22 protein-coding genes and 1 riboswitch are annotated in these 24,150 nt (G+C 45.5%); of the genes, 19 read left to right on the top strand and 3 right to left on the bottom strand.

Features of this window, described 5'->3' with window-relative positions; all coding sequences use genetic code 11:
* The first annotated feature begins 1,035 nt into the window (after positions 1-1,035).
* Complete coding sequence (locus tag D9X91_RS21405; RefSeq protein WP_158598389.1) at positions 1,036-2,958, top strand: DUF2207 domain-containing protein; 1,923 nt, start codon at positions 1,036-1,038, stop codon at positions 2,956-2,958.
* Between the two features lie 88 nt (positions 2,959-3,046).
* Here D9X91_RS21405 and D9X91_RS21410 read toward each other — a convergent pair whose 3' ends face one another.
* Entirely contained in the window at positions 3,047-4,744 is a 1,698-nt protein-coding gene (locus D9X91_RS21410) for a transglutaminase-like domain-containing protein (protein WP_121682696.1), read from the bottom strand.
* A gap of 426 nt (positions 4,745-5,170) precedes the next feature.
* Between D9X91_RS21410 and D9X91_RS21415 the strand changes: the two genes are divergently transcribed.
* The 14 genes from D9X91_RS21415 to purD all read left to right on the top strand — a co-directional run bounded on the left by D9X91_RS21415 (position 5,171) and on the right by purD (position 19,340).
* Positions 5,171-5,713, top strand: coding sequence for a DUF2179 domain-containing protein (locus tag D9X91_RS21415; RefSeq protein WP_121682697.1), 543 nt, complete (start codon positions 5,171-5,173; stop codon positions 5,711-5,713).
* The gene (locus D9X91_RS21420; protein WP_121682698.1) at positions 5,710-5,907 is read left to right on the top strand and encodes an NETI motif-containing protein; all 198 of its coding nucleotides are present in this window, start codon (positions 5,710-5,712) and stop codon (positions 5,905-5,907) included. The genes D9X91_RS21415 and D9X91_RS21420 overlap by 4 nt, the downstream gene beginning before the upstream one ends.
* 81 nt (positions 5,908-5,988) lie before the next feature.
* Positions 5,989-6,090, top strand: a riboswitch (purine riboswitch).
* 133 nt (positions 6,091-6,223) lie between these two features.
* Positions 6,224-6,712: a 5-(carboxyamino)imidazole ribonucleotide mutase gene (gene purE / locus D9X91_RS21425; protein ID WP_121682699.1), complete on the top strand. Its 489-nt coding sequence runs from the start codon at positions 6,224-6,226 to the stop codon at positions 6,710-6,712.
* Complete coding sequence (purK, locus tag D9X91_RS21430) at positions 6,705-7,838, top strand: 5-(carboxyamino)imidazole ribonucleotide synthase (protein ID WP_121682714.1); 1,134 nt, start codon at positions 6,705-6,707, stop codon at positions 7,836-7,838. Before purE ends, purK begins: the two co-directional genes overlap by 8 nt.
* 20 nt (positions 7,839-7,858) lie before the next feature.
* Positions 7,859-9,157, top strand: a complete 1,299-nt coding sequence (purB, locus tag D9X91_RS21435) for an adenylosuccinate lyase (protein ID WP_121682700.1) — start codon at positions 7,859-7,861, stop codon at positions 9,155-9,157.
* A gap of 112 nt (positions 9,158-9,269) precedes the next feature.
* Positions 9,270-9,992 (top strand): phosphoribosylaminoimidazolesuccinocarboxamide synthase, encoded by a 723-nt coding sequence (purC, locus tag D9X91_RS21440; RefSeq protein ID WP_121682701.1) that lies wholly within the window; start codon positions 9,270-9,272, stop codon positions 9,990-9,992.
* A complete protein-coding gene (purS, locus tag D9X91_RS21445; RefSeq protein ID WP_121682702.1) occupies positions 9,985-10,239 on the top strand; it encodes a phosphoribosylformylglycinamidine synthase subunit PurS in 255 nt (84 codons plus the stop codon). The genes purC and purS overlap by 8 nt, the downstream gene beginning before the upstream one ends.
* A complete protein-coding gene (gene purQ, locus D9X91_RS21450; protein ID WP_121682703.1) occupies positions 10,236-10,922 on the top strand; it encodes a phosphoribosylformylglycinamidine synthase subunit PurQ in 687 nt (228 codons plus the stop codon). Before purS ends, purQ begins: the two co-directional genes overlap by 4 nt.
* Positions 10,906-13,128: a phosphoribosylformylglycinamidine synthase subunit PurL gene (gene purL, locus D9X91_RS21455; RefSeq protein WP_121682704.1), complete on the top strand. Its 2,223-nt coding sequence runs from the start codon at positions 10,906-10,908 to the stop codon at positions 13,126-13,128. Before purQ ends, purL begins: the two co-directional genes overlap by 17 nt.
* A complete protein-coding gene (gene purF / locus D9X91_RS21460) occupies positions 13,113-14,534 on the top strand; it encodes an amidophosphoribosyltransferase (protein ID WP_121682705.1) in 1,422 nt (473 codons plus the stop codon). Before purL ends, purF begins: the two co-directional genes overlap by 16 nt.
* A 15-nt stretch (positions 14,535-14,549) precedes the next feature.
* The gene (gene purM / locus D9X91_RS21465; RefSeq protein ID WP_121682706.1) at positions 14,550-15,575 is read left to right on the top strand and encodes a phosphoribosylformylglycinamidine cyclo-ligase; all 1,026 of its coding nucleotides are present in this window, start codon (positions 14,550-14,552) and stop codon (positions 15,573-15,575) included.
* 106 nt (positions 15,576-15,681) lie between these two features.
* The gene (purN, locus tag D9X91_RS21470) at positions 15,682-16,257 is read left to right on the top strand and encodes a phosphoribosylglycinamide formyltransferase (RefSeq protein ID WP_121682707.1); all 576 of its coding nucleotides are present in this window, start codon (positions 15,682-15,684) and stop codon (positions 16,255-16,257) included.
* A gap of 20 nt (positions 16,258-16,277) precedes the next feature.
* Positions 16,278-17,810: a bifunctional phosphoribosylaminoimidazolecarboxamide formyltransferase/IMP cyclohydrolase gene (gene purH, locus D9X91_RS21475; RefSeq protein ID WP_121682708.1), complete on the top strand. Its 1,533-nt coding sequence runs from the start codon at positions 16,278-16,280 to the stop codon at positions 17,808-17,810.
* Positions 17,811-18,071: 261 nt separating this feature from the next.
* The gene (gene purD / locus D9X91_RS21480) at positions 18,072-19,340 is read left to right on the top strand and encodes a phosphoribosylamine--glycine ligase (protein ID WP_121682709.1); all 1,269 of its coding nucleotides are present in this window, start codon (positions 18,072-18,074) and stop codon (positions 19,338-19,340) included.
* Here purD and D9X91_RS23115 read toward each other — a convergent pair.
* On the bottom strand, positions 19,318-19,431 hold the full coding sequence (locus D9X91_RS23115) for an EYxxD motif small membrane protein (protein WP_325050549.1): 114 nt from the start codon (positions 19,429-19,431) through the stop codon (positions 19,318-19,320). The two genes, purD and D9X91_RS23115, sit on opposite strands and share 23 nt — an antisense overlap.
* 128 nt (positions 19,432-19,559) lie before the next feature.
* On the bottom strand, positions 19,560-20,165 hold the full coding sequence (locus tag D9X91_RS21485) for a YgaP family membrane protein (RefSeq protein WP_121682710.1): 606 nt from the start codon (positions 20,163-20,165) through the stop codon (positions 19,560-19,562).
* A gap of 123 nt (positions 20,166-20,288) precedes the next feature.
* Here D9X91_RS21485 and D9X91_RS21490 point away from each other — a divergent pair, with 123 nt between their 5' ends.
* From D9X91_RS21490 to D9X91_RS21505, 4 genes are all read left to right on the top strand, one after another.
* Positions 20,289-22,031, top strand: a complete 1,743-nt coding sequence (locus D9X91_RS21490) for an adenine deaminase C-terminal domain-containing protein (RefSeq protein ID WP_199738157.1) — start codon at positions 20,289-20,291, stop codon at positions 22,029-22,031.
* A gap of 186 nt (positions 22,032-22,217) precedes the next feature.
* Complete coding sequence (locus D9X91_RS21495; protein WP_121682712.1) at positions 22,218-23,288, top strand: DUF3048 domain-containing protein; 1,071 nt, start codon at positions 22,218-22,220, stop codon at positions 23,286-23,288.
* Between the two features lie 22 nt (positions 23,289-23,310).
* Complete coding sequence (locus tag D9X91_RS21500; protein ID WP_121682713.1) at positions 23,311-23,631, top strand: YerC/YecD family TrpR-related protein; 321 nt, start codon at positions 23,311-23,313, stop codon at positions 23,629-23,631.
* A gap of 284 nt (positions 23,632-23,915) precedes the next feature.
* A partial coding sequence (locus tag D9X91_RS21505) for a hypothetical protein (RefSeq protein WP_148709105.1) occupies positions 23,916-24,150 on the top strand: 235 nt, incomplete at its 3' end.

The raw sequence follows: 24,150 nt of genomic DNA on the forward strand, positions 1-24,150 counted from the left end.
AACAAGGCAGTTAAGCTCGAGCGCCAATGGTAGTTGGGGGTTCTCCCCCTGCAAGAGTAGGACATTGCCGGGCAATTAGGAAAAAGCAGTCTCTGAGAGGCTGCTTTTTTGTTTGAAAAAAAGAAAGTCCGCAAGGAAGTGGAAATAATCATTAAAATAAAGGAAGAGAAATTGATAAAGAAGTCAGCCAAACCAAGAAGCTGATAAATTTGTTTGTTTCTGATTCATTCCCCCTGCCAATCCGATTTCGAAGGTCATTATTTATCCGAACAAGGAAGGTTTTCTTCAAAAAAGCTTTTGAACAAATTAGGGTTCCTCCCCCGAGTAAACGAAACAAGGAATTCATGGACAATTTATTTGTTGAAAACGCTGTTGATCGGAGCGGAAGGTGCGAGACTCCGGAGGGATCAGCGGGACAGGGGAGACCCCGCAGCGGAGCGAGGAGGTATTAGGCGGATGTTCGATTAAGTTCGGCACATCCATGTGCCAACATCGAACGACCTCACTTCGTGTGAGGCCCCTCGGAAAGCGAGCATCCTTCCGCGGAGATCAACCACTTCATCTGATCGCCCATTTATCAAACACCACGATTACAAATGATCCTGATTAAAAAACGCCAAATATGATGAAAAAACGGGTCTTCATTTCTCTTATGGAGACAAAACACCCTAAGAATAGCCGCAAACTTCCCATAAAGATATCGCGAATGATAGGTTATCTTCGAAAACCACCAAGACATCTGCGAAAATCTCATTTTATCTCCGAATTTGCCACATTTATCTGCGAAAATCCCAATATATCGATTATTCGACACAACTCAACAATTTTCGCCCTTTTCATTTCGCCCTTTTCACTTCCCCCAATCCCGACCGAACTGAACATCGAAAAATGGCAATACCTTCCCTTCATTAAAAAGGTTGCAAAATACAAATTATGGGTATATATGAATAAACGACCAATTTCAACAAATTGGCAGGAACCCTTCCATCTTTCGCTATAATAAACCTATTGTTTTGCAAAGGAGGCAACTCGTCAGTGAAACTGCGTCATTATTTCGTACTCTTAACAATTGCTTTGTTGGTATGGCATCCCCAAATAGCCCAGGCCAAGTCATTCTCGATCGACAAAGTCGATATCCGAGCGGGTGTGATGAACAATGGCGACCTTTATGTACAAGAGTTATATACATATAATTTCAAAGGCTCATATAATGGCACGACAAGGACCATTGGGGATGATGATCACGGGGGCGTCGATTTTTTTGAAGGGTACCTTGCCCCGGAAGAAATGACGCTTGATAATCTTGATCCCCATCAACTGAAGCCATTAAAGGTTGAAAAAGATGATTTGACCTACAAAATACATACTCCTTCAAAGAATGAAAAAAAGAAGGTGTATTACCGCTATAAAATCAATGATGCAGCCAAGAAATATAAGGATACTGGCCAGCTTTTTTGGCGCTTCTTTGATGATATGAATGAAACCGATCTACACAACCTCCGGATTACCATCGGTTTATATGATGGCGTTCCTGAAATGGTGAAGAGCCGAGCTTTTGTCCATGACTTGACGGGAGGATCGATCAAAAACAATGGAAAAGATGGTGCGGTCTATACAAATGACCTCCTTCCAGCTGGAGAGACTGTGGAAATCCGTTACTTATTTCCAGAAACCTTCCTGAAAGATATGTCGTATAGCGATAATAAAAACAAGCTTCCTGCCATTTTGGGCAGTGAAAAGCAAAATCATAAAAGGATGGAGATGAGGGAACGCTGGAGTCCGATTATGGACCCAATCAATCTTGCAGTCATGTCGATCTTGATTCTTTTATTTATCCTTTCTTTCATTTACATTCAACGGCAGTACTACGCCTTTAGGAAGGGCGGCTCATTGGAAGACCTCAAACGCATGGATTCTTTCTTGCTCGCTGCTCTATATCGCAAAGGAAAATTGAAGCATATTGATGTGGTCAGCGTCCTTTTCAGAATGCATCAGAATGGCATATTGTCCATGGAGCAGACGCCTGCCAGGGGAGCGTATGTAAAAGATGACAGAGCACCGGACAAAACGTATCTGTTTAAGGTATTAAAAGAGGATCATAGTCTTAAAGAGTATGAGAAAGAACTGATCGACTGGCTATTTGATAACGATTGGAACGGTCAAAGAACCTTCTCGCTTGACCAGCTTCCTTTTCCGACTGCGCAGGAAAGGCGCGGGGAGAGGAGCAAGGAGTTCAAACGGGAACAAAAGGCTTTTAATAGACGGTTCAAGCGTTGGCGAGAGTTAGCGGAGAATGATTCAGAGGTGAGAGAATATATTTCTGAAAACAAAATCAGGCAAGCCTTTGCGAAGGCTGCCATACCTGCTGTAATCATCTTGTTCTTGATCAATGGATACTTAGGTGCATCCAGCCTGCTTAATTTATCGATATTCGGGTTATTGATGATGATCGGATGGATATTCGTTCTATACAAGAAGACGCTTCGCAGCTTTTTTCCGCTATATTTTGCAGCAATTGCAGCAGCTGCTGCATTATTAAATATCCATTTGGTTTCGGACCGATGTGAACCTATCTTCTCCGTGATGTTTTTTATCGGCGGTTTGCTGCCGGTTTCCTATATCAACCCCACGGGTGCACCGATATACAGATGCATGAAGGAGTTTAGGTATCAAGTCGCTGTGGGTCAATTTGATTTCGGGGAGTCTGAAAAATGGTTCCAGCATGCCTTATCCCTTGATCTTTTTAATGAGTTGAAAAGGCATTACGGAGAAAGGTTTTCAGATGAAGGGAATGCGTTTTCTCCTTTCATCGCATATGCAGGGGCCATTGAAATCTTTTCCTATACTCACCAGCATTATCGGAGCACTTACTCCTCATCCTGGACCGGGTCAGGAAGTGGATCTAGCGGGGGATCAAGCGGGGGATCAAGCGGCGGAGGCGGTGCAGGAGCGTTTTAGGAGGAAGCCAGACGCTCTCCGAAGTTGGCGAGCACCGAACAAGTCAATAATCTGAAAGAGCCAGCCGGGAAGGCTGGCTCTTTCTATATTAATACATAACATCGGTGCGGGTATGGGTTTTCTCGAACTCTTTCATATTGGGATCAAAGTATTGATCTGTGTAGTGGGCGACGAATTTGCCATCCTTTAGATAGCCGGCTCCCCATGTAGGATCCATCGTCATCCATCTTCCATCCACATATGTTTCGACCCAGGCATGCCTTCCTGGGAAGATGGAACCTGCCCAGCCTTCGATGAACCGTGCTTTGATGCCGCCGGCACGAAGAAGGGCGATCGACAGATAAGAGTAATCCTGGCATACGCCCGTTTTTAGTTTCAATGTTTTCAGTGCGCTGTCGTCCCAATTAAAGTCGTCATCTTCATATTTTTGAACATCATATGAAATGTTTTTCGCGACATAATCATAGATTGATTTGGCTTTTTCCCGATCAGATCCTTTTGATGCAGTCAGCTTTGCGGCCAAGTCTTTGATTGTCGGATCATCGGACTGGACCCCGCGGGAAGGAAGCAGATCGCGTTCGTCTTCACCAGTGGATTTCACTTCGAATTTGGCAAATCCGAAATATCTGAAGTAATCACTTTTTTCATCCTTGATTTCTGGGACGCTGAGGGTCACTTCATATGTTCCAGGGCCAAATCTTAAATAAAAGGAATCATCGAAAGTAAAATCCTTCACGGGGATGACATCCAATGCTTCGTCGTCTCCTTTTTTCGTCGTGACATAGATGTGTGTCGTTTCCGGACCGAATTGTGCCTTTGGATCAATCTTTCCTTTGATCGTGTAAGTGCCATCTGCCTTGCCGCCGCCGAATTGAGGCGATTCCAAGGTAACTCCGCGTTCCCGGTAAGTCTTCGAATATTCGATGGGACTCATCTTCCGGTCGGATTCGTTATCGATTAGGATCGTCGTCGCGGTTTTATAATAGTTTTTTCGATCCTCGTCTGGAACTAAAACTTCAAGGGTATGCAGCCCTTTTCCATAGAACAGTGGAACGTCATAGGAGAATTTTCCGTTCTCCACCGGGACGACCTGCTTCCATGTTTCTGAATCCTTTTGCAGCCGCAGCATGATCATATCATCATCAGATAGATTCTTCACTTCCCCTTTTAAAGGGAAGATTTCCTTTTCCTTTATATAGCTTGACTTCAAATCCAAATCCAACTCCGCATCCTGGCCGAACGGGGTATAGGCTACATCCCTTTCGGCATCCGGGTTAACGTTGTGGACGGTAAATGAAGCCGTGTCGTAATAATAATTGTCCTGCTTCGTGCTTGGAAGCTGTACGGATACACGGTATTCACCATCTCCGTTGAAAAAATGAATGGTTTGCTTGAATTTCCCGTCCTTAATCGGTGCATAGTATTCAAGCTGATTTTCTGACGGATCGGCTTCGCTTGAATACACTTTGATCCAGGCATAGTCGGATTTCAGCTCCGAAAACTTTTCAATCTTCCCCTCAATGATGACTTTTCCATTTGCGGCAAACTCCTTATAGGCAGGCTTACTAAGAGAAGCGCCGATTTTATCACTGTAGGAAGTCAGTTCAAGCGGCTTTAAGTCCAGTTCCTTGTTTTTTGCTTTTGCGAGCTTTTCATACTTATCTTCTTTTTTCTTTTCAGCCTGTGTCTTCGCGCTGGTTGCATCTGAATGGCTGCAAGCCGATAGGATAAGGAAACAGCTGAGTAAGCATGAAAGTATCGTGAAAATAGGTTTCTTTTGATTCATCTTGTCCTCCTTCAAAAAAGTTGAAATGTGTATGCTGGAAATTGCATTGGATTATAAGTTTTAGATCTTTCAATTTATGTACGATTTATACAGAATTTGGTTCCTGATGCTATTTTACTATTTAGCTAGAGGAAAGCAGGAATGAAAACTAATTGGTATTTTTTTCTAATAACATTTTTTGATTTGCTTACGTGTGTGAATTATTGGAACTCTGATGCATAAAGTGACCGCTGGGCTCCTTTTGGTTTAAAAATCTGCGGATGGGAAAAACCAATAAAGTATAGTAAATTATTTCAAGTGTGAAGTATGTTGATTTTTGTTGTAAAATGAGTCGTAATAGTTTTAATACAAAGCGAAAACAGCTATAAACCGTCGTTGAATCTCTCCGAACAGTTTGGCTGCTCAACATGGAAAGGAGGATGTACGTTGCTGCACAATAGTTTCGTCATGGTTGGAATCATTTTGCTCATCAACATCGTTTACGTATCGTTCTTTACGATCCGTATGATCTTAACATTAAAAGGATATCGGTATATCGCGGCATTTGTCAGTATGATCGAAGTGGTCATTTATGTCGTCGGCTTGGGCCTGGTGCTGGACAATCTGAACCAGATCCAAAATTTGATTGCCTATGCGGTCGGGTATGGAATCGGGGTCATCGTCGGGATGAAAATCGAGGAGAAGCTCGCGCTTGGCTATATTACCGTCAATGTGATTACAAAGGAATATGATAAGGATTTGCCAAAGTCGCTCCGGGATAAAGGCTATGGGGTGACGAACTGGGCTGCGAATGGTCTCGAGGGGGAACGGATGGCATTGCAAATCCTCACACCCCGAAAGAATGAATTGCAGCTGTATCATACGATTAAGGAAATGGATCCGAAAGCGTTCATTATCGCCTATGAACCGAAAACCATCTATGGAGGTTTCTGGGTCAAAGCTGTTAAGAGAGGAAAATTGCAAACATGAGCAAGACAAAGAAGTTGTTTGAAGTACAGGATAACGAAAGCATCAGCGACTGCCTTGATCGGATGCAAAATGAAGGCTACCAGCCGGTGCGGCGCATGGAGAAGCCTGTTTTCAAAGAAGTGAAGCAAAACGGGAAGGTTGAATATGTGCCGGCAGGACAAAAAATTGTCTTTGAAGGCAAAATTCTCTCCTAAAACACGAACATTCAAAATACCTGTAACTTCCATCGTTCGATTTTTGTTGACAATCGTCTAGCCGGTTGTTAAGATGAAGTTGTTGATAGCTTAATAGCACCTCATATAATAATGGGAATATGGCCCATGAGTTTCTACCTGATCACCGTAAATGATCGGACTATGAGGGAGAGTAGACCTTTTGGATAAAATCGAGAGGGTATCCTTTTTTATGCTTTTTTACCCTGAAAATTTCTATCCCCAGATTCTGCTTTCTCTCATATGAGAGAGGCTGAATCTGGGGTTTTTTATATGAAAATTTTAGGAGGCGATGAAAATGAAACCGTTTGTAGGAGTCATCATGGGGAGTACATCAGATTGGGAAACAATGAAGCATGCGTGTGATGTACTGGATGAACTGGAGATCGGCTATGAAAAGAAAGTGGTTTCGGCTCATCGAACTCCGGATTTAATGTTTGAATATGCAGAGAGTGCAAGAGATAGAGGATTGAAGGTCATCATAGCCGGCGCGGGCGGTGCAGCGCATTTGCCTGGAATGGCAGCAGCCAAGACGACGCTTCCGGTCATAGGGGTTCCGGTGCAATCGAAAGCCTTGAATGGATTGGATTCCCTGTTGTCCATCGTGCAGATGCCAGGGGGCGTACCGGTGGCAACCGTTGCGATCGGGAAAGCTGGAGCGACCAATGCAGGTCTTCTTGCAGCACAGATCCTTTCAGTAAATGACGAAGAAGTCGCGGACCGTTTGGAAAAAAGACGTGAAGCAACCAAAAATCAAGTATTGGAAAGTAGTGATCAGCTTGGCTAACCATTTCATACAACCAGGGAGCACGATCGGAATCATCGGAGGCGGACAGCTTGGAAGAATGATGGCATTGGCGGCCAAAGAAGCAGGGTATAGGATCATTGTACTTGATCCGACTGAAGACTGCCCGGCTGGACAAGCGGCTGATCAGCAAATCGTTGCTACATACGACGATCTTGATGCGTTGAAAAAGCTCGGTCAGCTCAGTGATGTTGTTACATTCGAATTCGAAAACATCGATTATGGAACTTTGAAGGAGCTAACCGAAACAGCGTATGTTCCTCAGGGAGCGGACATCATCAGGATTACACAGGATAGGATTTTGGAAAAGGCGGCGCTGGTTGAAGCGGGGGTAGAGGTTGCCCCTTACGCTGTCATCCATGAGAAGCAAGAGATTTATGATAATATAGATAGGCTCGGATTCCCGGCCGTTTTGAAAACTTCCAGAGGTGGATATGACGGGAAAGGCCAGCATGTCATCAAAAGCACGGAGGATATCGCAGAGGCAGCTGATCTGCTTGGGAAAGGCCCATGCGTATTGGAAGCCTGGATTCCTTTTGAAAAGGAAGTTTCCGTCATTGTGGCTAGAAACCCTGATGGGAACGTTGCGTATTTTCCGGTTGGGGAAAATATACATGTCCAGAACATTCTTCATGAAACGATCGTGCCTGCCCGGGTGAACACTTCAACAGCGGATGAAGCTTACCAGGTTGCCGAGAAGGTCGCCGAACACTTTGCGCTTGTGGGTACCCTTGCGATTGAAATGTTCGTTGCAAAAGATGGCGGGATCCTGGTCAATGAGCTTGCACCTAGGCCACATAATTCCGGACACTATTCGATTGAAGCATGCAGTGTTTCACAGTTTGGCCAGCATATCCGTGCGGTGTGCAATTGGCCGCTGACAACTCCGAAGTTATTGAAACCTGCTGTGATGGTCAATCTATTAGGGAAGCATCTGGATGTACTGAACGAAGAAATAGTAAAGAATCCACATTGGTCCGTTCATCTTTATGGAAAGGATGTACCAAAGCCGCTGAGGAAAATGGGGCATGTAACGGTACTGGCCGATCAATTGGAAGACACCCTGGATGAATTGGAAAAGAATCCGGTATGGAATGAAAAAGTATAAAAGGACGGAGGCGTCACAGCATGATTGAACGTTATACAAGACCAGAAATGGGCGCAATTTGGACAGAGGAAAATCGTTTTAATGCCTGGTTGGAAGTTGAAATCTTAGCTTGCGAAGCATGGGCGGAACTGGGTGAGATCCCGAAGGAAGACGTGCAAAAGATACGTGAGAATGCCTCTTTCAACATCGATCGCATTAAAGAAATCGAAGAGCAAACCCGCCATGATGTCGTGGCATTTACCCGTGCAGTATCGGAAACACTCGGGGAAGAAAGAAAGTGGGTCCACTACGGTTTGACTTCCACTGACGTTGTCGATACGGCATTGTCCTATTTGATCAAACAAGCAAACGTCATTTTGTTGAACGATTTGGAGCGTTTTGTAGAAGTACTGAAAAACAAGGCGATCGAGCATAAATATACGGTCATGATGGGCCGTACACACGGCGTCCACGCCGAACCGACGACATTCGGTCTGAAGCTTGCATTGTGGTATGAAGAAATGAAACGCAATGTAGAAAGATTCAAGCAAGCGGCGGAAGGAATCGAATTTGGAAAAATGTCCGGAGCGGTTGGAACATATGCGAATATCAATCCATTCGTCGAAGAATATGTGTGCAAAAAGCTGGGGCTGCAGCCTGCACCTGTTTCCACCCAGACACTGCAGCGCGACCGCCACGCTCACTACATGAGCACGCTGGCGTTGATTGCCACTTCCATCGAGAAATTCTCAGTCGAAGTACGCGGACTGCAAAAGAGTGAAACCCGCGAAGTGGAAGAGTTCTTTGCAAAAGGGCAAAAAGGTTCATCTGCGATGCCGCATAAACGCAATCCGATCGGATCGGAAAACATGACAGGGATGGCAAGGGTCATCCGTGGATACATGATGACGGCCTATGAAAATGTTCCACTTTGGCATGAGCGTGACATCTCCCATTCCTCAGCGGAAAGGGTCATTTTGCCGGATGCAACCATTGCGTTGAACTATATGTTGAATCGCTTCAGCAATATCGTGAAAAACTTGACGGTATTTCCTGAGAATATGAAGCGCAATATGGACCGCACGCTGGGCCTCATCTATTCGCAGCGCGTCCTTCTAGCTTTGATCGATAAAGGCATGTCACGCGAGGAAGCATATGATACCGTTCAGCCGAAAGCGATGGAAGCTTGGGAAGCGCAAGTTCCATTCCGCCAGCTGATCGAAAAAGATGATGTGGTGACATCCAAGCTTACGCCTGCAGAGATCGATGACTGTTTCGACTACAATTATCACCTGCAGCATGTGGATACCATCTTTGATCGTGTCGGGTTGATACGCTAAGATCTTAGCCAATTTGATAAGAGGTAAAGTGATACATTTATTTACTTTGCCTCTTTTTTTATCGGATTTTATTCGCAATATTGCTAATTTTCCTATAATAGGAGGGTCCAAAATGGAGAAGCGAGGCTTGCTTTATGAAGGAAAGGCCAAGAAAATTTTTGCCACGTCAGAGGAAAACGTCGTTTGGGTTCAGTATAAAAATTCTGCCACTGCCTTCAATGGCGAAAAGAAAGCAGAGATTGAAGGAAAAGCAACATTGAATAACGAGATTTCCAGCTTCATATTTTCTAAGCTTCGTGAAAAGGGCATCCAAAGCCATTTCATCGAAAAGCTTTCAGCGACAGAACAGCTTGTCCGCAAGGTTTCCATCATATCGCTTGAAGTAGTGACTAGGAACGTCATTGCAGGCAGCCTATCGAAGAGGCTGGGCATTGAGGAAGGAACTGTGCTGGAAGAGCCGATCGTCGAACTTTATTACAAAGATGATGACTTGGGAGATCCACTGATCACCGATGAACATGTAAGAGTGTTAAAGGCTGCAAGCTTAGAAGAGTTGGCTTTTCTGAAAAAGACTGCCCTTGAGATCAATGAGTTCCTGAAAGAATTATTTTTATCCTGCGGCGTGAAACTGATCGACTTCAAGCTTGAGTTTGGGAAAGACGAAACCGGCAGCATCATGCTTGCTGATGAAATTTCACCCGACACATGCCGACTATGGGATCTGGATACGAATGAGAAAATGGATAAAGACGTCTTCCGCCGTGACTTAGGAAGCCTTACAGATGCGTATAAAATGATTTTAAACCGATTGAGAGGAGAATCCACCCATGTATAAAGTAAAAGTATTCGTAACGTTAAGAGAGAGTGTATTGGATCCACAGGGGGTTGCTGTCAAACATTCATTGCACAGCATGGACTATAAAGATGTAAGTGATGTAAGGGTCGGGAAGTACATGGAGCTTACCATCGAAAAAACGGAGAAAGACGTGGAAGAGCAAGTGAAGGAAATGTGCAATCGCCTTTTGGCCAACCCAGTCATTGAAGACTACCGATACGAAATCGAGGAGTGTGTTGCACAGTGAAATTCGCTGTAATCGTCTTTCCGGGTTCGAATTGTGATGTAGATATGTACCATGCCATAAAGGATGAATTGGGCGAAGAGGTCGATTATATCTGGCACGACGCCGATTCCTTGGACCAATATGATGGAATCCTCCTTCCCGGTGGATTTTCTTATGGAGATTACTTGCGTTCGGGCGCCATAGCGCGCTTTTCCAATGTTATGAAGGAGCTTATCAAAGCGACAGAAGCAGGAAAGCCGGTCCTTGGGGTGTGCAACGGATTCCAGATCTTGCTTGAAGCTGGCCTGCTCCCAGGTGCGATGCGTCGGAATGAAAGCCTTAAATTCATCTGCCGCCCGGTAAAGCTGAAGGTAAACGAAAACGAAACGATGTTCACATCAGCCTATGAGAAGGGTGAAGTGATCACAATTCCAGTCGCCCATGGAGAAGGGAACTATTACTGTGATGAAGCAACACTTCAAACGTTAAAAGAACAAAACAGAATCGTCTTCACATATGAAGGCAGCAATCCGAATGGAAGCATCGCCGACATTGCCGGAATCGTCAATGAACAAGGGAATGTGCTGGGCATGATGCCGCACCCTGAGAGAGCGGTCGATACCTTGCTGGGAAGCCGTGACGGATTAAAACTTTTCAAATCAATCGTCCATCATTGGAGGGAATCACATGTCATTAATGCTTGAGCCAAGTCCAATTCAAATAAAAGAAGAAAAAATCTATAAGGAAATGGGATTGTCTGAAGAAGAATTTTTAATGGTAGAAAATATACTGGGCAGAACACCTAACTACACGGAAACCGGCTTGTTTTCGGTCATGTGGTCAGAACATTGCAGCTATAAGAATTCCAAGCCCGTATTGAAAAAATTCCCGGTAACAGGAGAGAACGTGCTTCAAGGACCTGGTGAAGGAGCTGGAATCGTTGACATCGGAGACAGTCAGGCGGTTGTATTCAAAATCGAAAGCCACAATCACCCATCTGCCATCGAACCTTATCAAGGTGCGGCAACGGGTGTCGGAGGAATTATACGGGATGTATTCTCGATGGGGGCAAGACCTGTTGCACTCCTCAACTCTTTACGCTTTGGAGAACTTGATTCTGCTCGCGTTAAGTATTTATTTAAAGAAGTCGTAGCCGGGATCGCTGGCTACGGAAACTGCATCGGAATTCCGACTGTCGGAGGCGAAATCCAATTCGATCCAACGTATGAAGGAAATCCACTGGTCAATGCGATGTGCGTCGGAGTCATCGACCATAAGGACATTCAAAAAGGCCAGGCGCGCGGAATCGGCAATACCGTCATGTATGTCGGGGCAAAAACTGGACGGGACGGCATCCACGGCGCGACATTCGCATCAGAGGAGCTCAGCGAAAAATCGGAAGAAAAACGTCCTGCCGTTCAAGTGGGCGACCCGTTCATGGAGAAGCTCTTATTGGAAGCTTGTTTGGAGCTTGTAAAATCCGATGCACTTGTTGGGATCCAGGACATGGGCGCTGCCGGGCTGACAAGTTCATCAGCTGAAATGGCGAGTAAGGCAGGATCCGGAATCGAAATGAACCTTGACTTGGTCCCGCAGCGTGAAACAGGAATGACTGCGTATGAAATGATGCTTTCCGAATCACAGGAACGCATGTTGATCGTCGTCCAAAAAGGCAGGGAAAATGAAATCCAGGAAATCGTCAATAAGTACGATTTGGAAGCAGTGGCGATTGGACGCGTGACCGATGACAAACAGCTTCGCCTGATTCATAAAGGAGAAGTGGTTGCGGATGTACCTGCTGATGCGTTGGCGGAAGAAGCGCCTGTTTACCATAAGCCATCTGAAGTGCCTGTTTACTTCAAGGAATTCCAAGCGATGGAAACCGAAACGCCTAAACTAGAAAATTATGACGAAACGTTAATGGAGCTGTTGAAGCAGCCGACGATCTCCAGCAAGGAATGGGTATATGATCAATATGACTATCAAGTTCGTACAAGCACGGTCGTTTGCCCAGGATCAGATGCTGCGGTTGTGAGAATCAGGGGGACAAGAAAAGCCCTCGCGATGACAACGGATTGCAACTCCCGCTATCTATACCTGGATCCGGAAACAGGCGGAAAAATCGCCGTTGCCGAGGCAGCGCGCAATATTGTCTGTTCTGGCGGGAAGCCTTTGGCCATCACGGATTGCTTGAACTTCGGAAATCCAGAAAAGCCGGAAATTTTCTGGCAGCTGGAAAAAGCGGTCGATGGCATGAGCGACGCTTGCCGTTTGCTTGAAACGCCTGTCATCAGCGGAAATGTCTCGCTTTACAACGAAACGAATGGAACGGCCATCTATCCTACACCGGTCGTAGGTATGGTCGGGTTGGTGGAGGACCTAGATCATGTCACAACGCAAACGTTTAAAGAGAGCGGCGACCTGATTTACTTAATCGGGGAAACGAATTCGGAATTTGGCGGAAGCGAACTTCAAAAGCTTGTGCATGGAAAGATCTTCGGAAAATCTCCTGAATTGGATCTTGCCCTGGAAGCAAAAAGACAGGAACAATTATTAAAGGCGATCCGGGCAGGATTGGTTGCTTCGGCACATGATGTAGCGGAAGGAGGAACGGCTGTCGCATTGTCGGAATCCCTTTTCGGTACAGAAGGACTTGGTGCAACGATCAAGCTTCCAGGAGAAGTGGTATCTGCTCTGTTCAGCGAAACGCAATCACGTTTTATCGTAACGGTGAAACAAGAGAACAAGGATGAGTTTGAAGAAATGGTTCAAGATGCTTCATGCATCGGCGAAGTGACGGAATCAAGTAAACTTATGATTCAAACAGACTCAGGCAAAATACTTATCGAAAAAGACGTTCAACAATTGGAGAACGCCTGGAGAGGAGCCATCACATGCTTGCTGAATTAAAAGGTTTGAATGAAGAGTGTGGAATATTCGGCGTTTGGGGGCATCACCAAGCTGCACAGATGACCTATTACGGCTTGCACAGCCTTCAACATCGCGGCCAGGAAGGGACGGGCATCGTCGTTTCAGATGGCCAGCGGCTGAAGGGCCTCAAAGGTGAAGGGCTCGTCACGGAAGTCTTTAAACAAGATAAGCTTCAGGATTTAGTCGGAAAGGCAGCCATCGGGCATGTACGCTATGCCACTGCTGGAGGGGGAGGCTATGAAAATGTCCAGCCCCTCCTGTTCAATTCTCAGGAAGGCAGCCTGGCGCTTGCCCACAATGGGAACCTTGTCAACGCGAATGCCCTGAAACATCAACTGGAGCGGCAAGGAAGCATTTTTCAAACGAGCTCGGATACTGAGGTGCTGGCGCATTTAATCAGACGAAGCGGCTATGCATCATTTAAAGAACGCTTGAAAAATGCTATGTCCATGCTCAAAGGCGCCTATGCCTTTCTTGTCATGACGGAAACGGAAATGATGATTGCGCTGGATCCGAATGGATTGAGGCCGCTATCGATCGGCCGAGTTGGGGATGCCTATTGTGTAGCTTCCGAAACATGTGCGTTTGATGTGGTGGGTGCAGAGTTTATCAGGGACGTGGAGCCTGGCGAGCTGATCATCATTGATGATGACGGCATCCGCTCCGAACATTTCACGTATTCCACACAAAAGTCCATTTGCACGATGGAATACATTTACTTCTCAAGGCCGGATAGCAACATTCACGGAATCAATGTCCATACGGCACGAAAAAATTTGGGTAAAAGGCTCGCTATGGAAGCACAGATCGAGGCAGATGTCGTAACTGGTGTGCCGGATTCCAGCATCTCGGCTGCCATCGGGTTTGCCGAAGCCTCAGGGATTCCATATGAATTGGGATTGATCAAGAATCGCTATGTGGGCAGGACATTCATTCAGCCTTCTCAATCCCTGCGGGAGCAAGGGGTCAAGATGAAGCTTTCCCCTGTCCGTGGTGTCGTGGAAGGAAAGAGGGTCATAATGGTCGATGATTCGATCGTCAGAGGGACGACAAGCCGACGGATCGTCACGATGCTGAAAGAAGCAGGTGCAAAGGAAGTTCACGTTTGCATCAGTTCGCCTCCGATCAAAAACCCTTGCTACTATGGAATCGATACGTCGTCACATGAAGAGTTGATTGCAGCTGCTCATTCCGTCGAACAGATACGGGACATCATCGGTGCAGATTCTTTGACGTTCCTGAGTGTCGAAGGAACACTGGCCGGAATCGGACGTAAAGTTGAAGGAGATACTTGCGGGCAGTGTATGGCATGCTTCACAGGAAAATATCCGACGGAAATTTATCCGGATACACTATTGCCGCATGAAAAAGAACTTGTTCGTTAATTGGAGGGAACTGTAATGGCAAATGCATATCGACAAGCAGGTGTTGATATTGAAGCAGGATACGAAACGGTGGACCGCATTAAAAAACACGTAGAAAGAACAAACCGCCTCGGCGTGATGGGCGCTTTGGGCAGCTTTGGCGGCATGTTCGACCTTTCAGCCCTTCAATTGAAGGAGCCGGTTCTCGTCTCCGGCACAGATGGAGTGGGAACGAAGCTTAAGCTTGCCTTCTTGGCAGACCGCCATGATACGATCGGCATCGATTGTGTGGCCATGTGTGTCAATGACATCGTCGTACAAGGAGCAGAACCGTTATATTTCCTTGATTATATTGCCTGTGGCAAAGCCGTTCCCGAGAAGCTCGAGCAGATTGTCAAAGGAATCGCCGATGGCTGTGAACAGGCTGGATGTGCACTGATTGGCGGTGAGACAGCTGAAATGCCGGGCATGTATGATGAAGAAGAGTATGATTTAGCCGGCTTCACAGTCGGAGCTTGCGAGAAAAGCCGATTAGTGAACGGGGAAGCGATTGAAACCGGGGATGTCTTGATCGGCCTTCCATCCAGCGGCATCCACAGCAACGGCTATTCGCTCGTGCGTAAAATCTTTTTTGAAAATCACAGCTTTGATATGGACACTGAATTACCTGAACTTGAACGCAGCCTTGGTGATGAGCTTTTGACCCCGACCAAAATCTATGTTAAGCCTGTTTTAGACGTGCTGAATCATTTCGAAATCCATGGCATGGCCCATATAACAGGCGGCGGCTTCATAGAAAATATCCCCCGGATGCTTCCTGAAGGTCTCGGAGTGGATATCGAGCTTGGTTCATGGCCGATTCCAGCCATCTTTGGTACGCTTGAGAAATACGGAAGCTTGACGCAGCAAGATATGTTCAATATTTTTAACATGGGCATCGGTTTTGTTTTTGCCGTTCCAGCAGAGAAAGCCTCTGCAATCATCACGTACCTGAGCGGAATCGATGAAGAAGCATATGAAATCGGGAACGTCAGCAAAGGTGAAGGGGTTCGTTTTAAATAATCGAGCCTCCCTCCGAGGAAATCAACATCGTACAACGCATGTTGAAAAGCAACAAACATTACAAAAGAGCCTTGGTGAAAAATCTAAAGGATATGGAGGCAGCGCAATGAAACTAGCGGTATTCGCCTCAGGGAGCGGAAGCAACTTTCAATCAATCGTCAATGCCATCCATGAAGGCAGGCTAGATGCCAGCGTTGAAGTGTTAATATGCGACAAACCCGATGCGTTTGTCATCGAGCGGGCGACAAAGGAAAACATTCCTTACTTTGCATTTCAAGCAAAAGAATATGAGAACAAAACAGCCTATGAGCGTGTGATCATTGAAAAACTTGAAGAGCATGGCATTGATTTCATCGCACTTGCAGGCTATATGAGATTGATCGGTCCTACGTTATTGGAAAGATATCCGGAAAAGATCGTGAACATCCATCCTTCCTTGCTGCCATCCTTCCCAGGCAAGGATGCAATCGGACAAGCGTTCCGCGCAGGTGTGAAAGTGACAGGCGTGACGATTCATTATGTAGATGCAGGAATGGACACAGGTCCAATCATTGCCCAAAAGGCAGTTGACTTGGAGGAGGATGAGACGGAGGAAAGCATTGCAGCGAAAATCCATGAAGTGGAGCATGCGATATATCCAGAGACCTTGCAAAAAATACAGGCAAACTTAAGTAGAGTTTAGTAAAGGGAGGAGAGCGTTCAATGAAAAAAAGAGCCCTTATCAGCGTATCCGATAAAAGTGGCATTATTGAATTTGCAGAGCAATTGATCGAGCTGGACTTTGAGATTTTATCAACCGGCGGCACGAAAAAGGTTCTTGAGGAAAATGGAGTTCCGGTCATCGGCGTGGATGATGTAACTGGATTTCCTGAAATTTTGGATGGGCGAGTCAAAACGCTTCACCCGAATATCCACGGAGGATTGTTGGCAAAGGTTTCGAATCTTGAGCACAAAGCGCAAATCGATTCACAGAATATCAGACCGATCGATTTGGTTTGCGTCAATTTATATCCTTTTCAACAAACGGTAGCAAAACCAAACGTAGCTTTCGAGGATGCCATTGAAAACATTGATATCGGCGGTCCGTCTATGCTTAGATCAGCAGCGAAGAATTTCGAATCCGTGACGGTGATTGTCGATGCATTGGACTACGATAAAGTATTGGCGGAGCTTAAGCAAGGCGGCACGACTTTGGAAACAAGACAAAAGCTCTCTGCCAAAGTATTCCGTCATACTGCTTCCTACGATGCATACATTGCGGAATATATGACAAAGCAGGCTGGCGAGGACTTGCCTGAACGCGTTACGTATACGTATGAATTGAAACAGCCGCTTCGCTACGGGGAAAACCCCCATCAAAAAGCGGCTTTTTATGAAAATCCGCTGGGATCTTCTTTTTCAATTGCAAAAGCACGCCAGCTTCATGGAAAAGAGTTGTCGTACAACAACATTCATGATGCCGATGCTGCATTGCAAATCGTTAAGGAGTTCACCGAACCTGCTGCAGTGGCAGTCAAGCATATGAACCCATGCGGGGTCGGAGTCGGACAGACGATAGAAGATGCTTTTTCGAAAGCATTCGCTGCAGATCCAGTTTCCATTTTCGGCGGAATCGTAGCATTCAACCGGGCTGTCGATGCTGCGACTGCAAAGCGCCTGCATGAAATATTCCTTGAAATCGTCATTGCACCTGCATTTTCTGACGAAGCGGTTGAAATTTTAACTGGCAAGAAAAATATCAGGTTATTGACGATTCCTTTCGATCACTCCATCGAAGGTGAGAAAATGCTCACATCCGTGGAAGGCGGCCTTTTGATCCAGGATCAGGATGCTTACAGCCTTGTTGATGCAGAAGTAAAGGTGGCAACCGATCGTGAGCCGACCGAAGAAGAAATGGCAGCATTAAAATTGGCATGGAAAGTAGTTAAACATGTAAAATCCAACGCAATTGTGGTTGCAGACAAGGATATGACACTGGGCGTAGGTGCGGGTCAAATGAACCGTGTCGGCGCTGCAAAAATTGCACTTGAGCAGGCTGGCGAAAAGGCAAAAGGAGCCGTCCTCGCATCCGATGCCTTCTTCCCGATGGATGATACGGTCGAAGCAGCTGCAAAAGCGGGCATCACGGCGATCATCCAACCAGGTGGATCGATTCGTGATGAGGATTCGATCAAAAAAGCCAATGAGTATGGCATTGCAATGGTCATGACAGGAGTTAGACATTTTAAGCATTGATATTTTGAAAGGTGGTGGATTCACCGCCTTTTTTCATAGCGGGCAGAGTCTTGAGGGCTGGTAGGGATTGCAGAAGTTAGCGAAAATTGTCGATTGGCCGATATCCTGACTCCCCCTAGCTGGTTCCGCTCGGCTCCATTGCCGGATTGCAACCAGCTAGGGGGAATTGCGGGCAGCGGTCATCCTTGAGTGGAAATCCAACTAAGATGTTAAGCGTAATCGTAATCAAACAATGAATCATCTCGAATGGAGGCGTGTCGTTTGAAAGTATTAGTGATTGGCCGTGGAGGCAGGGAGCATGCGATTTGCAAAAAGATAAGCGAAAGTACGAAGCTGACCGAACTATTTTGTGCGCCTGGAAATGCAGGGATCGCTACAGTTGCAGCGCTTGTCCCCCTGAATGAAACCGATTTTGAAGGTCTTGTCGATTTTGCGAAGAACAAGGGGATTGATCTGACGGTAGTCGGGCCGGAGAATCCGTTGGCAGATGGGATCGTCGATCGATTTGAAGCCGAAGGACTAACTATTTTCGGACCGAAAAAGGATGCCGCACAGATTGAAGGAAGTAAATCCTTTGCAAAAGATTTAATGAAGAAGTACGAAATCCCGACAGCCGCTTACGGTACCTTTGATAAGTATGAAGAAGCCAAGGCGTATATTCTTAAGCAGGGTGCTCCGATTGTCATTAAAGCAGATGGATTGGCTGCTGGTAAAGGTGTTGTCGTCGCGATGACCCTCGAAGAAGCGCTGGCATCCTTGGAAGAAATGATGGTGGAAGAAAAATTTGGCCAAGCATCTTCACAAATTGTCGTTGAAGAATTTTTGGAAGGTGAAGAGTTTTCATTCATGGCTTTTGTCAATGGTGAAAAGGTTTATCCGATGGTGATCGCCCAAGATCATAAACGGGCGTTTGATGGGGACCAAGGTCCGAATACCGGCGGAATGGGAGCATATTCACCGGTTCCGCATATCCCAAAGGAATTTGTGCGCCAGTCCTATGAAGAGATTCTACTCCCCACAGCTGAAGGGCTGGTTCGGGAAGGGAAAAGTTTTTGTGGAATATTATATGCGGGACTGATTTTGACCAAAGAAGGTCCAAAAGTCATCGAATTCAATGCACGCTTCGGAGATCCCGAGACACAGGTCGTGCTGCCTCGATTGCAGTCGGATATTCTCGATGTCTTCCAAGCAGTATTGAAAAGGGAAGATTTCGAGCTGGAATGGAGCAATGAAACCGTTCTTGGGGTGGTATATGCATCAGCGGGATATCCAGATAGCTATGAGAAAAATATCGAGCTTCCTGAATTATCTGCATTGAGCCCCTCGACTCTCGTTTACCATGCCGGTACAAAAATCGCCGAAGGAAAACTTGTTTCTGATGGGGGACGCGTCCTTTTATTGGCCGAAAAAGCTCCGAGCCATGAGCAGGCAATTGAACAAGTGTACGAAGAAATGAAGAAAATCCAGTCCCCTTCCTTCTTTTACAGGAAGGATATCGGACAAAAAGCTATCGAACGCGCTTCCTTCTAGATTTGCGGATATAGACATAAAATAGCGCCACAATGCCGCCGATCAATGCGATTAGAACAAATGACATATCGGTGAGATATTCCATGAACATGATATAACATGCACTCCTTTTTTTAAAAATGCAGGGCGGAATTATAATCCGCCCTTTTTGTTTTTGGCTGTTTTTTGCTATTTTGAAGTTGAAACTTTGCTTAAGCCCAAGCAAAAGAGCCTTGTTTTTTAATGATGGTTTTGTTGATTGGATTGATTTTGCTTTTGATGATTGGAAGAAGTGGCTTGATCCACTTTGTTTTCAAAAAACTCAACGGCTGCTTCCAAGTCCGGATTGTTGTTTCCATTTTCGGATCGATTGCCGCCTTGCTTATTTTCAAACGTCTTCATCATATTTTTGACATCCTGGCTGCCGCTGTTTTTTGATTCCTTTTTTTGATTTTGGTGGCTGAAATCATCGCCCAGCTCATTTTTAAAAGAATTCATAGCGGCTTTTACCTCTGGACTGACGTTGGCACTGCCTTGCTGATATTCTTGGTGCGTGGATTGCTGCTGATGGGAATCTTCATGTGAATGCTCCTGTTTATTTTTGCCCATGCCCATGAAAGAACCCATGGAAGAGGCCATTTTACCTCCGCCATCCATCATGGCAGTCAGTGGACAATAGCGAAGAATTCCTTCCCCAACCTTCATGGCGCCTAGTAATGCAAGCAGCAGGTAAGAATTCTTCCAAGGACGTCTTGTTAATTTTGCAGTGGAAAATGTTAGGACGGTCAATCCTAATGTGATTCTGACCAAAGCGTTGATGATACCGATATTTGGGCTGATTTTCATGTTCAATGCACTCCTTCACATAATTTTTACATTTAAATTTCAACTCTTTAGTGTGATAAATAGAAAAATATGTTAGTATAATAAACAAATATTTAGAAAACTACTCCTTAGGGAGGAATGATGATGGCAGAACAACGATACCGTTGGAAAAACAAACAAATAAGAGACCACGTGGCAGTGTTGAATCACAAAAAGTCACCGTCCATCGTGCTGAAAAATGCTCGTTATTTGCACTCCGTTTTCAAAAAATGGCTGACAGGGAACATCTGGATCCTTGATGACCGCATTGTGTATGTAGGGGAAGCGATGCCGGAAAATATACAGGGCTGTGAAATTGTCGACTGTTCCTCATACACACTGGTACCGGGCTATATTGAACCGCATGTTCATCCATTTCAATTATATAATCCCCAATCCTTTTCTCAGTATGCATCACAAACCGGCACAACGACTTTCATCAATGATAATTTAATGCTGGTTTTATTGTTGGGAAAAAAGAAAGCGTTTTCTTTATTGGGGGAACTGAAGAAATTACCTGTTACGATGTATTGGTGGAGCCGTTTTGATTCGCAGACAGAGCTGAGTAATGAAGAAACCGTCTTTTCACCTGGTGAGGTAAAAGCGTGGATTGAACATGAAGATGTTGTTCAAGGAGGAGAGTTGACCTGTTGGCCGAAGCTGTTAGCCGGCGATGACCTCATCCTCCACTGGATTCAAGAGACAAAAAAGGCTAAGAAAAAAATCGAAGGCCATTTCCCGGGCGCATCTGAAATGACGCTTGCCAAAATGGCCCTGCTTGGGGCAGATTGTGATCATGAAGCGATGAATGGCAAGGAAATTTACGACCGGCTCATGCAGGGATATATGGTTTCGCTGCGCCATTCCTCCATCAGACCTGACCTTCCTGTGCTTTTAAAGGACATGAGGGAAATGGGGATCGATCAATATGATTCCATGTTCTTCAATACAGACGGTTCGACTCCTGGATTTTATGAAGATGGTGTTCTGGACCGGGTCATAAAGATGGCCATCGAGGAAGGCATTCCGCCGATCGATGCCTATCATATGGCATCGTATCATGTTGCAAAATATTATGGCTTCCAGCATCTCCACGGCATGATTGCCACCGGAAGAATTGCGAACATCAACTTATTGGAGGATGAAAATAATCCAACACCGGTCAGCGTTATCTCCAAAGGGAAATGGATTATGCGCGATGGTGAACTAGTGGAGGATATGCAGGAAATCTCCTGGGCTGAACATGGTTTTTCTCCATTGAGTTTCAATTGGGATCTCACGATGGATGATCTGCAGTTTTCCATGCCTTTTGGAATTGAAATGGTGAACGATGTTATCACGAAACCATATTCGATCACCATGGATGTTGCCATCGACGAATTGCCGATGAATCATGATGAAAGCTTCCTGATGCTTCTCGACCGTAATGGTGAATGGAGGATCAACACCCTCGTCAAAGGGTTTGCCGACAGCGTCAGAGGCTTTGCGTCATCTTTTTCAAATACAGGTGATATCATATTGATCGGAAAATGCAAAAAAGATATGCTCCTTGCCTTTAAACGGATGAAAGAACTTGGCGGGGGCATCGTGCTGACGGAAAATGAACAAGTCCTTCATGAAATTCCGTTGGTATTATCCGGCGTCATGTCAGAGAAAGAGATGCCTCAGCTCATTGAAGAGGAAAAAACCCTGAAGCGATTACTAAAAGAACGGGGATATCCATTTGGAGATCCAGTCTATTCCCTACTCTTTTTCTCGTCTACACATTTGCCTTATATACGCATCACACCGAGGGGAATGTACGATGTAATGAAGAAAACGGTACTCTTTCCAACGATAATGCGTTAAAATAATAAAGAGACAGTCTGTTCAAAGGGGAGAAGGTTGTTGGTAAAAAAATTCATCACATGAGTTTGATTGAACGGAAGGTGTGAGACTCTGCAGCGGAGCGAGCATCCTGCCGTGGAGATCAAATTATGCTAGCAAACTTTATGAATAGAGCAGGTTATAAAGAAATATAGGGGTGTCAATTTTATGCTGAAAAAAATGCTGGTGCTAATACTGGCAGCTGTATTAATGCTTTCTGCATGCGGTGGAAAAACAGAGAAAACCGCAGATCCGAAAGCGAAGTCCAATGAGAATTCTAAAACAACCAGTGAGCAGAATCCACAGGAAAATCAGAAAAAGGACGAATATCCTTACCATTATCCACTGACGGGAATCGGGACGAATGAAGAGCCCAAAAGGCGTTCTGTTGCAGTCATGATCAATAACTTCCCGGCAGCACGCCCACAGTCCGGTTTGCAAAAGGCGGATGTGACCTATGAAGTGTTGGCTGAAGGCGATATCACACGCTTCCTTGCCATTTTCCAAAGTGAACTCCCTGAAAAAGTCGGTCCTGTCCGAAGTGCACGCGACTATTTCATCAATTTGGCCAAAGGATATGACAGCTTGTACATTGCGCACGGCTACAGTCCGGAAGCAAGGCAAATGCTGATGTCCGGCTACATCGACAATCTCAATGGCATTCAGTATGATGGAACGCTTTTCAAAAGGGCAAGCTTCCGAAAAGCGCCGCACAATTCATACATTACCTTCGAAAATATCCAAAAAGGAGCCGATCAGCGCGGCTACGAAATGGATACACCGCCCGCGCCGCTGCCATTCATGACAAAGGATGAAGCAGACAAGCTGACAGGCGATGACGGAAAGAACGTGATGATTTCTTATTATCACAACCAATCCTTTGAAGTCGTGTACGAATACGATGATAGTTCGAAAAAATATAAAAGATATTCCGGAGGGGAACTGACTGCGGATTTAGATACTAAAGAGCCGGTCCTTCTTGACAATATTTTCATCATTGAAACCGATCACAAGATCATTGACAGCCATGGCCGCCGTGATATTAACTTAAAATCAGGGGGAAATGCCTACCTCGTCCAAAGAGGCGTAGTCAAAAAGGTTCAATGGAAAAACATTGAGGGCCGTATCCTTCCGTATGAAAACGGAAAAGCATTGAATTTCGTCCAGGGGAAAACATGGATCAACATCGTACCGACCGATCCCGGCTTGGATGAGATGGTATCATTCCATAAAGAATAGTGAAATTAAAGGAGATAAAAGCATGCAAATTGAAAAATTAAGAGGAAAAGAACTCGATCAGCTTTTTAAAGCCGTTTTAACTCTTAAAGATCTTGAAGAATGCTATCTATTTTTTGATGACCTAGCCACAGTGAACGAAATCCAATCCCTAGCCCAGCGCCTGGAAGTAGCCAGAATGCTGCGCGACGGAAAAACATATCACAAAATCGAAACCGAAACAGGAGCGAGCACCGCAACCATCTCCCGCGTCAAACGCTGCTTGAACTACGGCAATGACGCATACTTAATGGTCCTGGATCGATTAAAAGACGAAGATGAAAGCAAAGAAACAGAAGCAGAATAATTTCTATTGAAAAGGCAGCGGGGTTGATCCCCGTTGCTTTTTGTTATTTTAGGGCGAGGACGTCGGTTTGTGGATGGATTTTGGGGAACGAAGGTGGCAGGATGCATGGCAGATGAAATCTGGTGCCCGTAGTGGAGAGAAAGTAGATTGAGGGGAACCAGAATCGAGGTCAGGTGCCCGTTGTGGAGAAAAAGTGGATTGAGGGGAATCAGAATTGCAGTCTGGTGCCCGTAGTGGAGAGAAAGTAGATTGAGGGGAACCAGAATTGCAATCTGGTGCCCGTCGTGGAGAAAAAGTGGATTGAGGGGAACCAGAATCGGATTCAGGTTCCCGTCGTGGAGGAAAAGTGGATTGAGGGGAACCAGAATCGAGGTCAGGTGCCCGTTGTGGAGGAAAATAGGATTGAGGGGAATCAGAATCGCAGTCTGATGCCCGTCGTAGGAAGAAAATGGAATAAGGGGAATCAGAATTGCAATCTGGTGCCCGTCGTGGAGGAAAATTGGATTGAGGGGAACCAGA

It is taken from the genome of Falsibacillus albus, from assembly GCF_003668575.1.
GTDB lineage: Bacteria > Bacillota > Bacilli > Bacillales > DSM-25281 > Falsibacillus > Falsibacillus albus.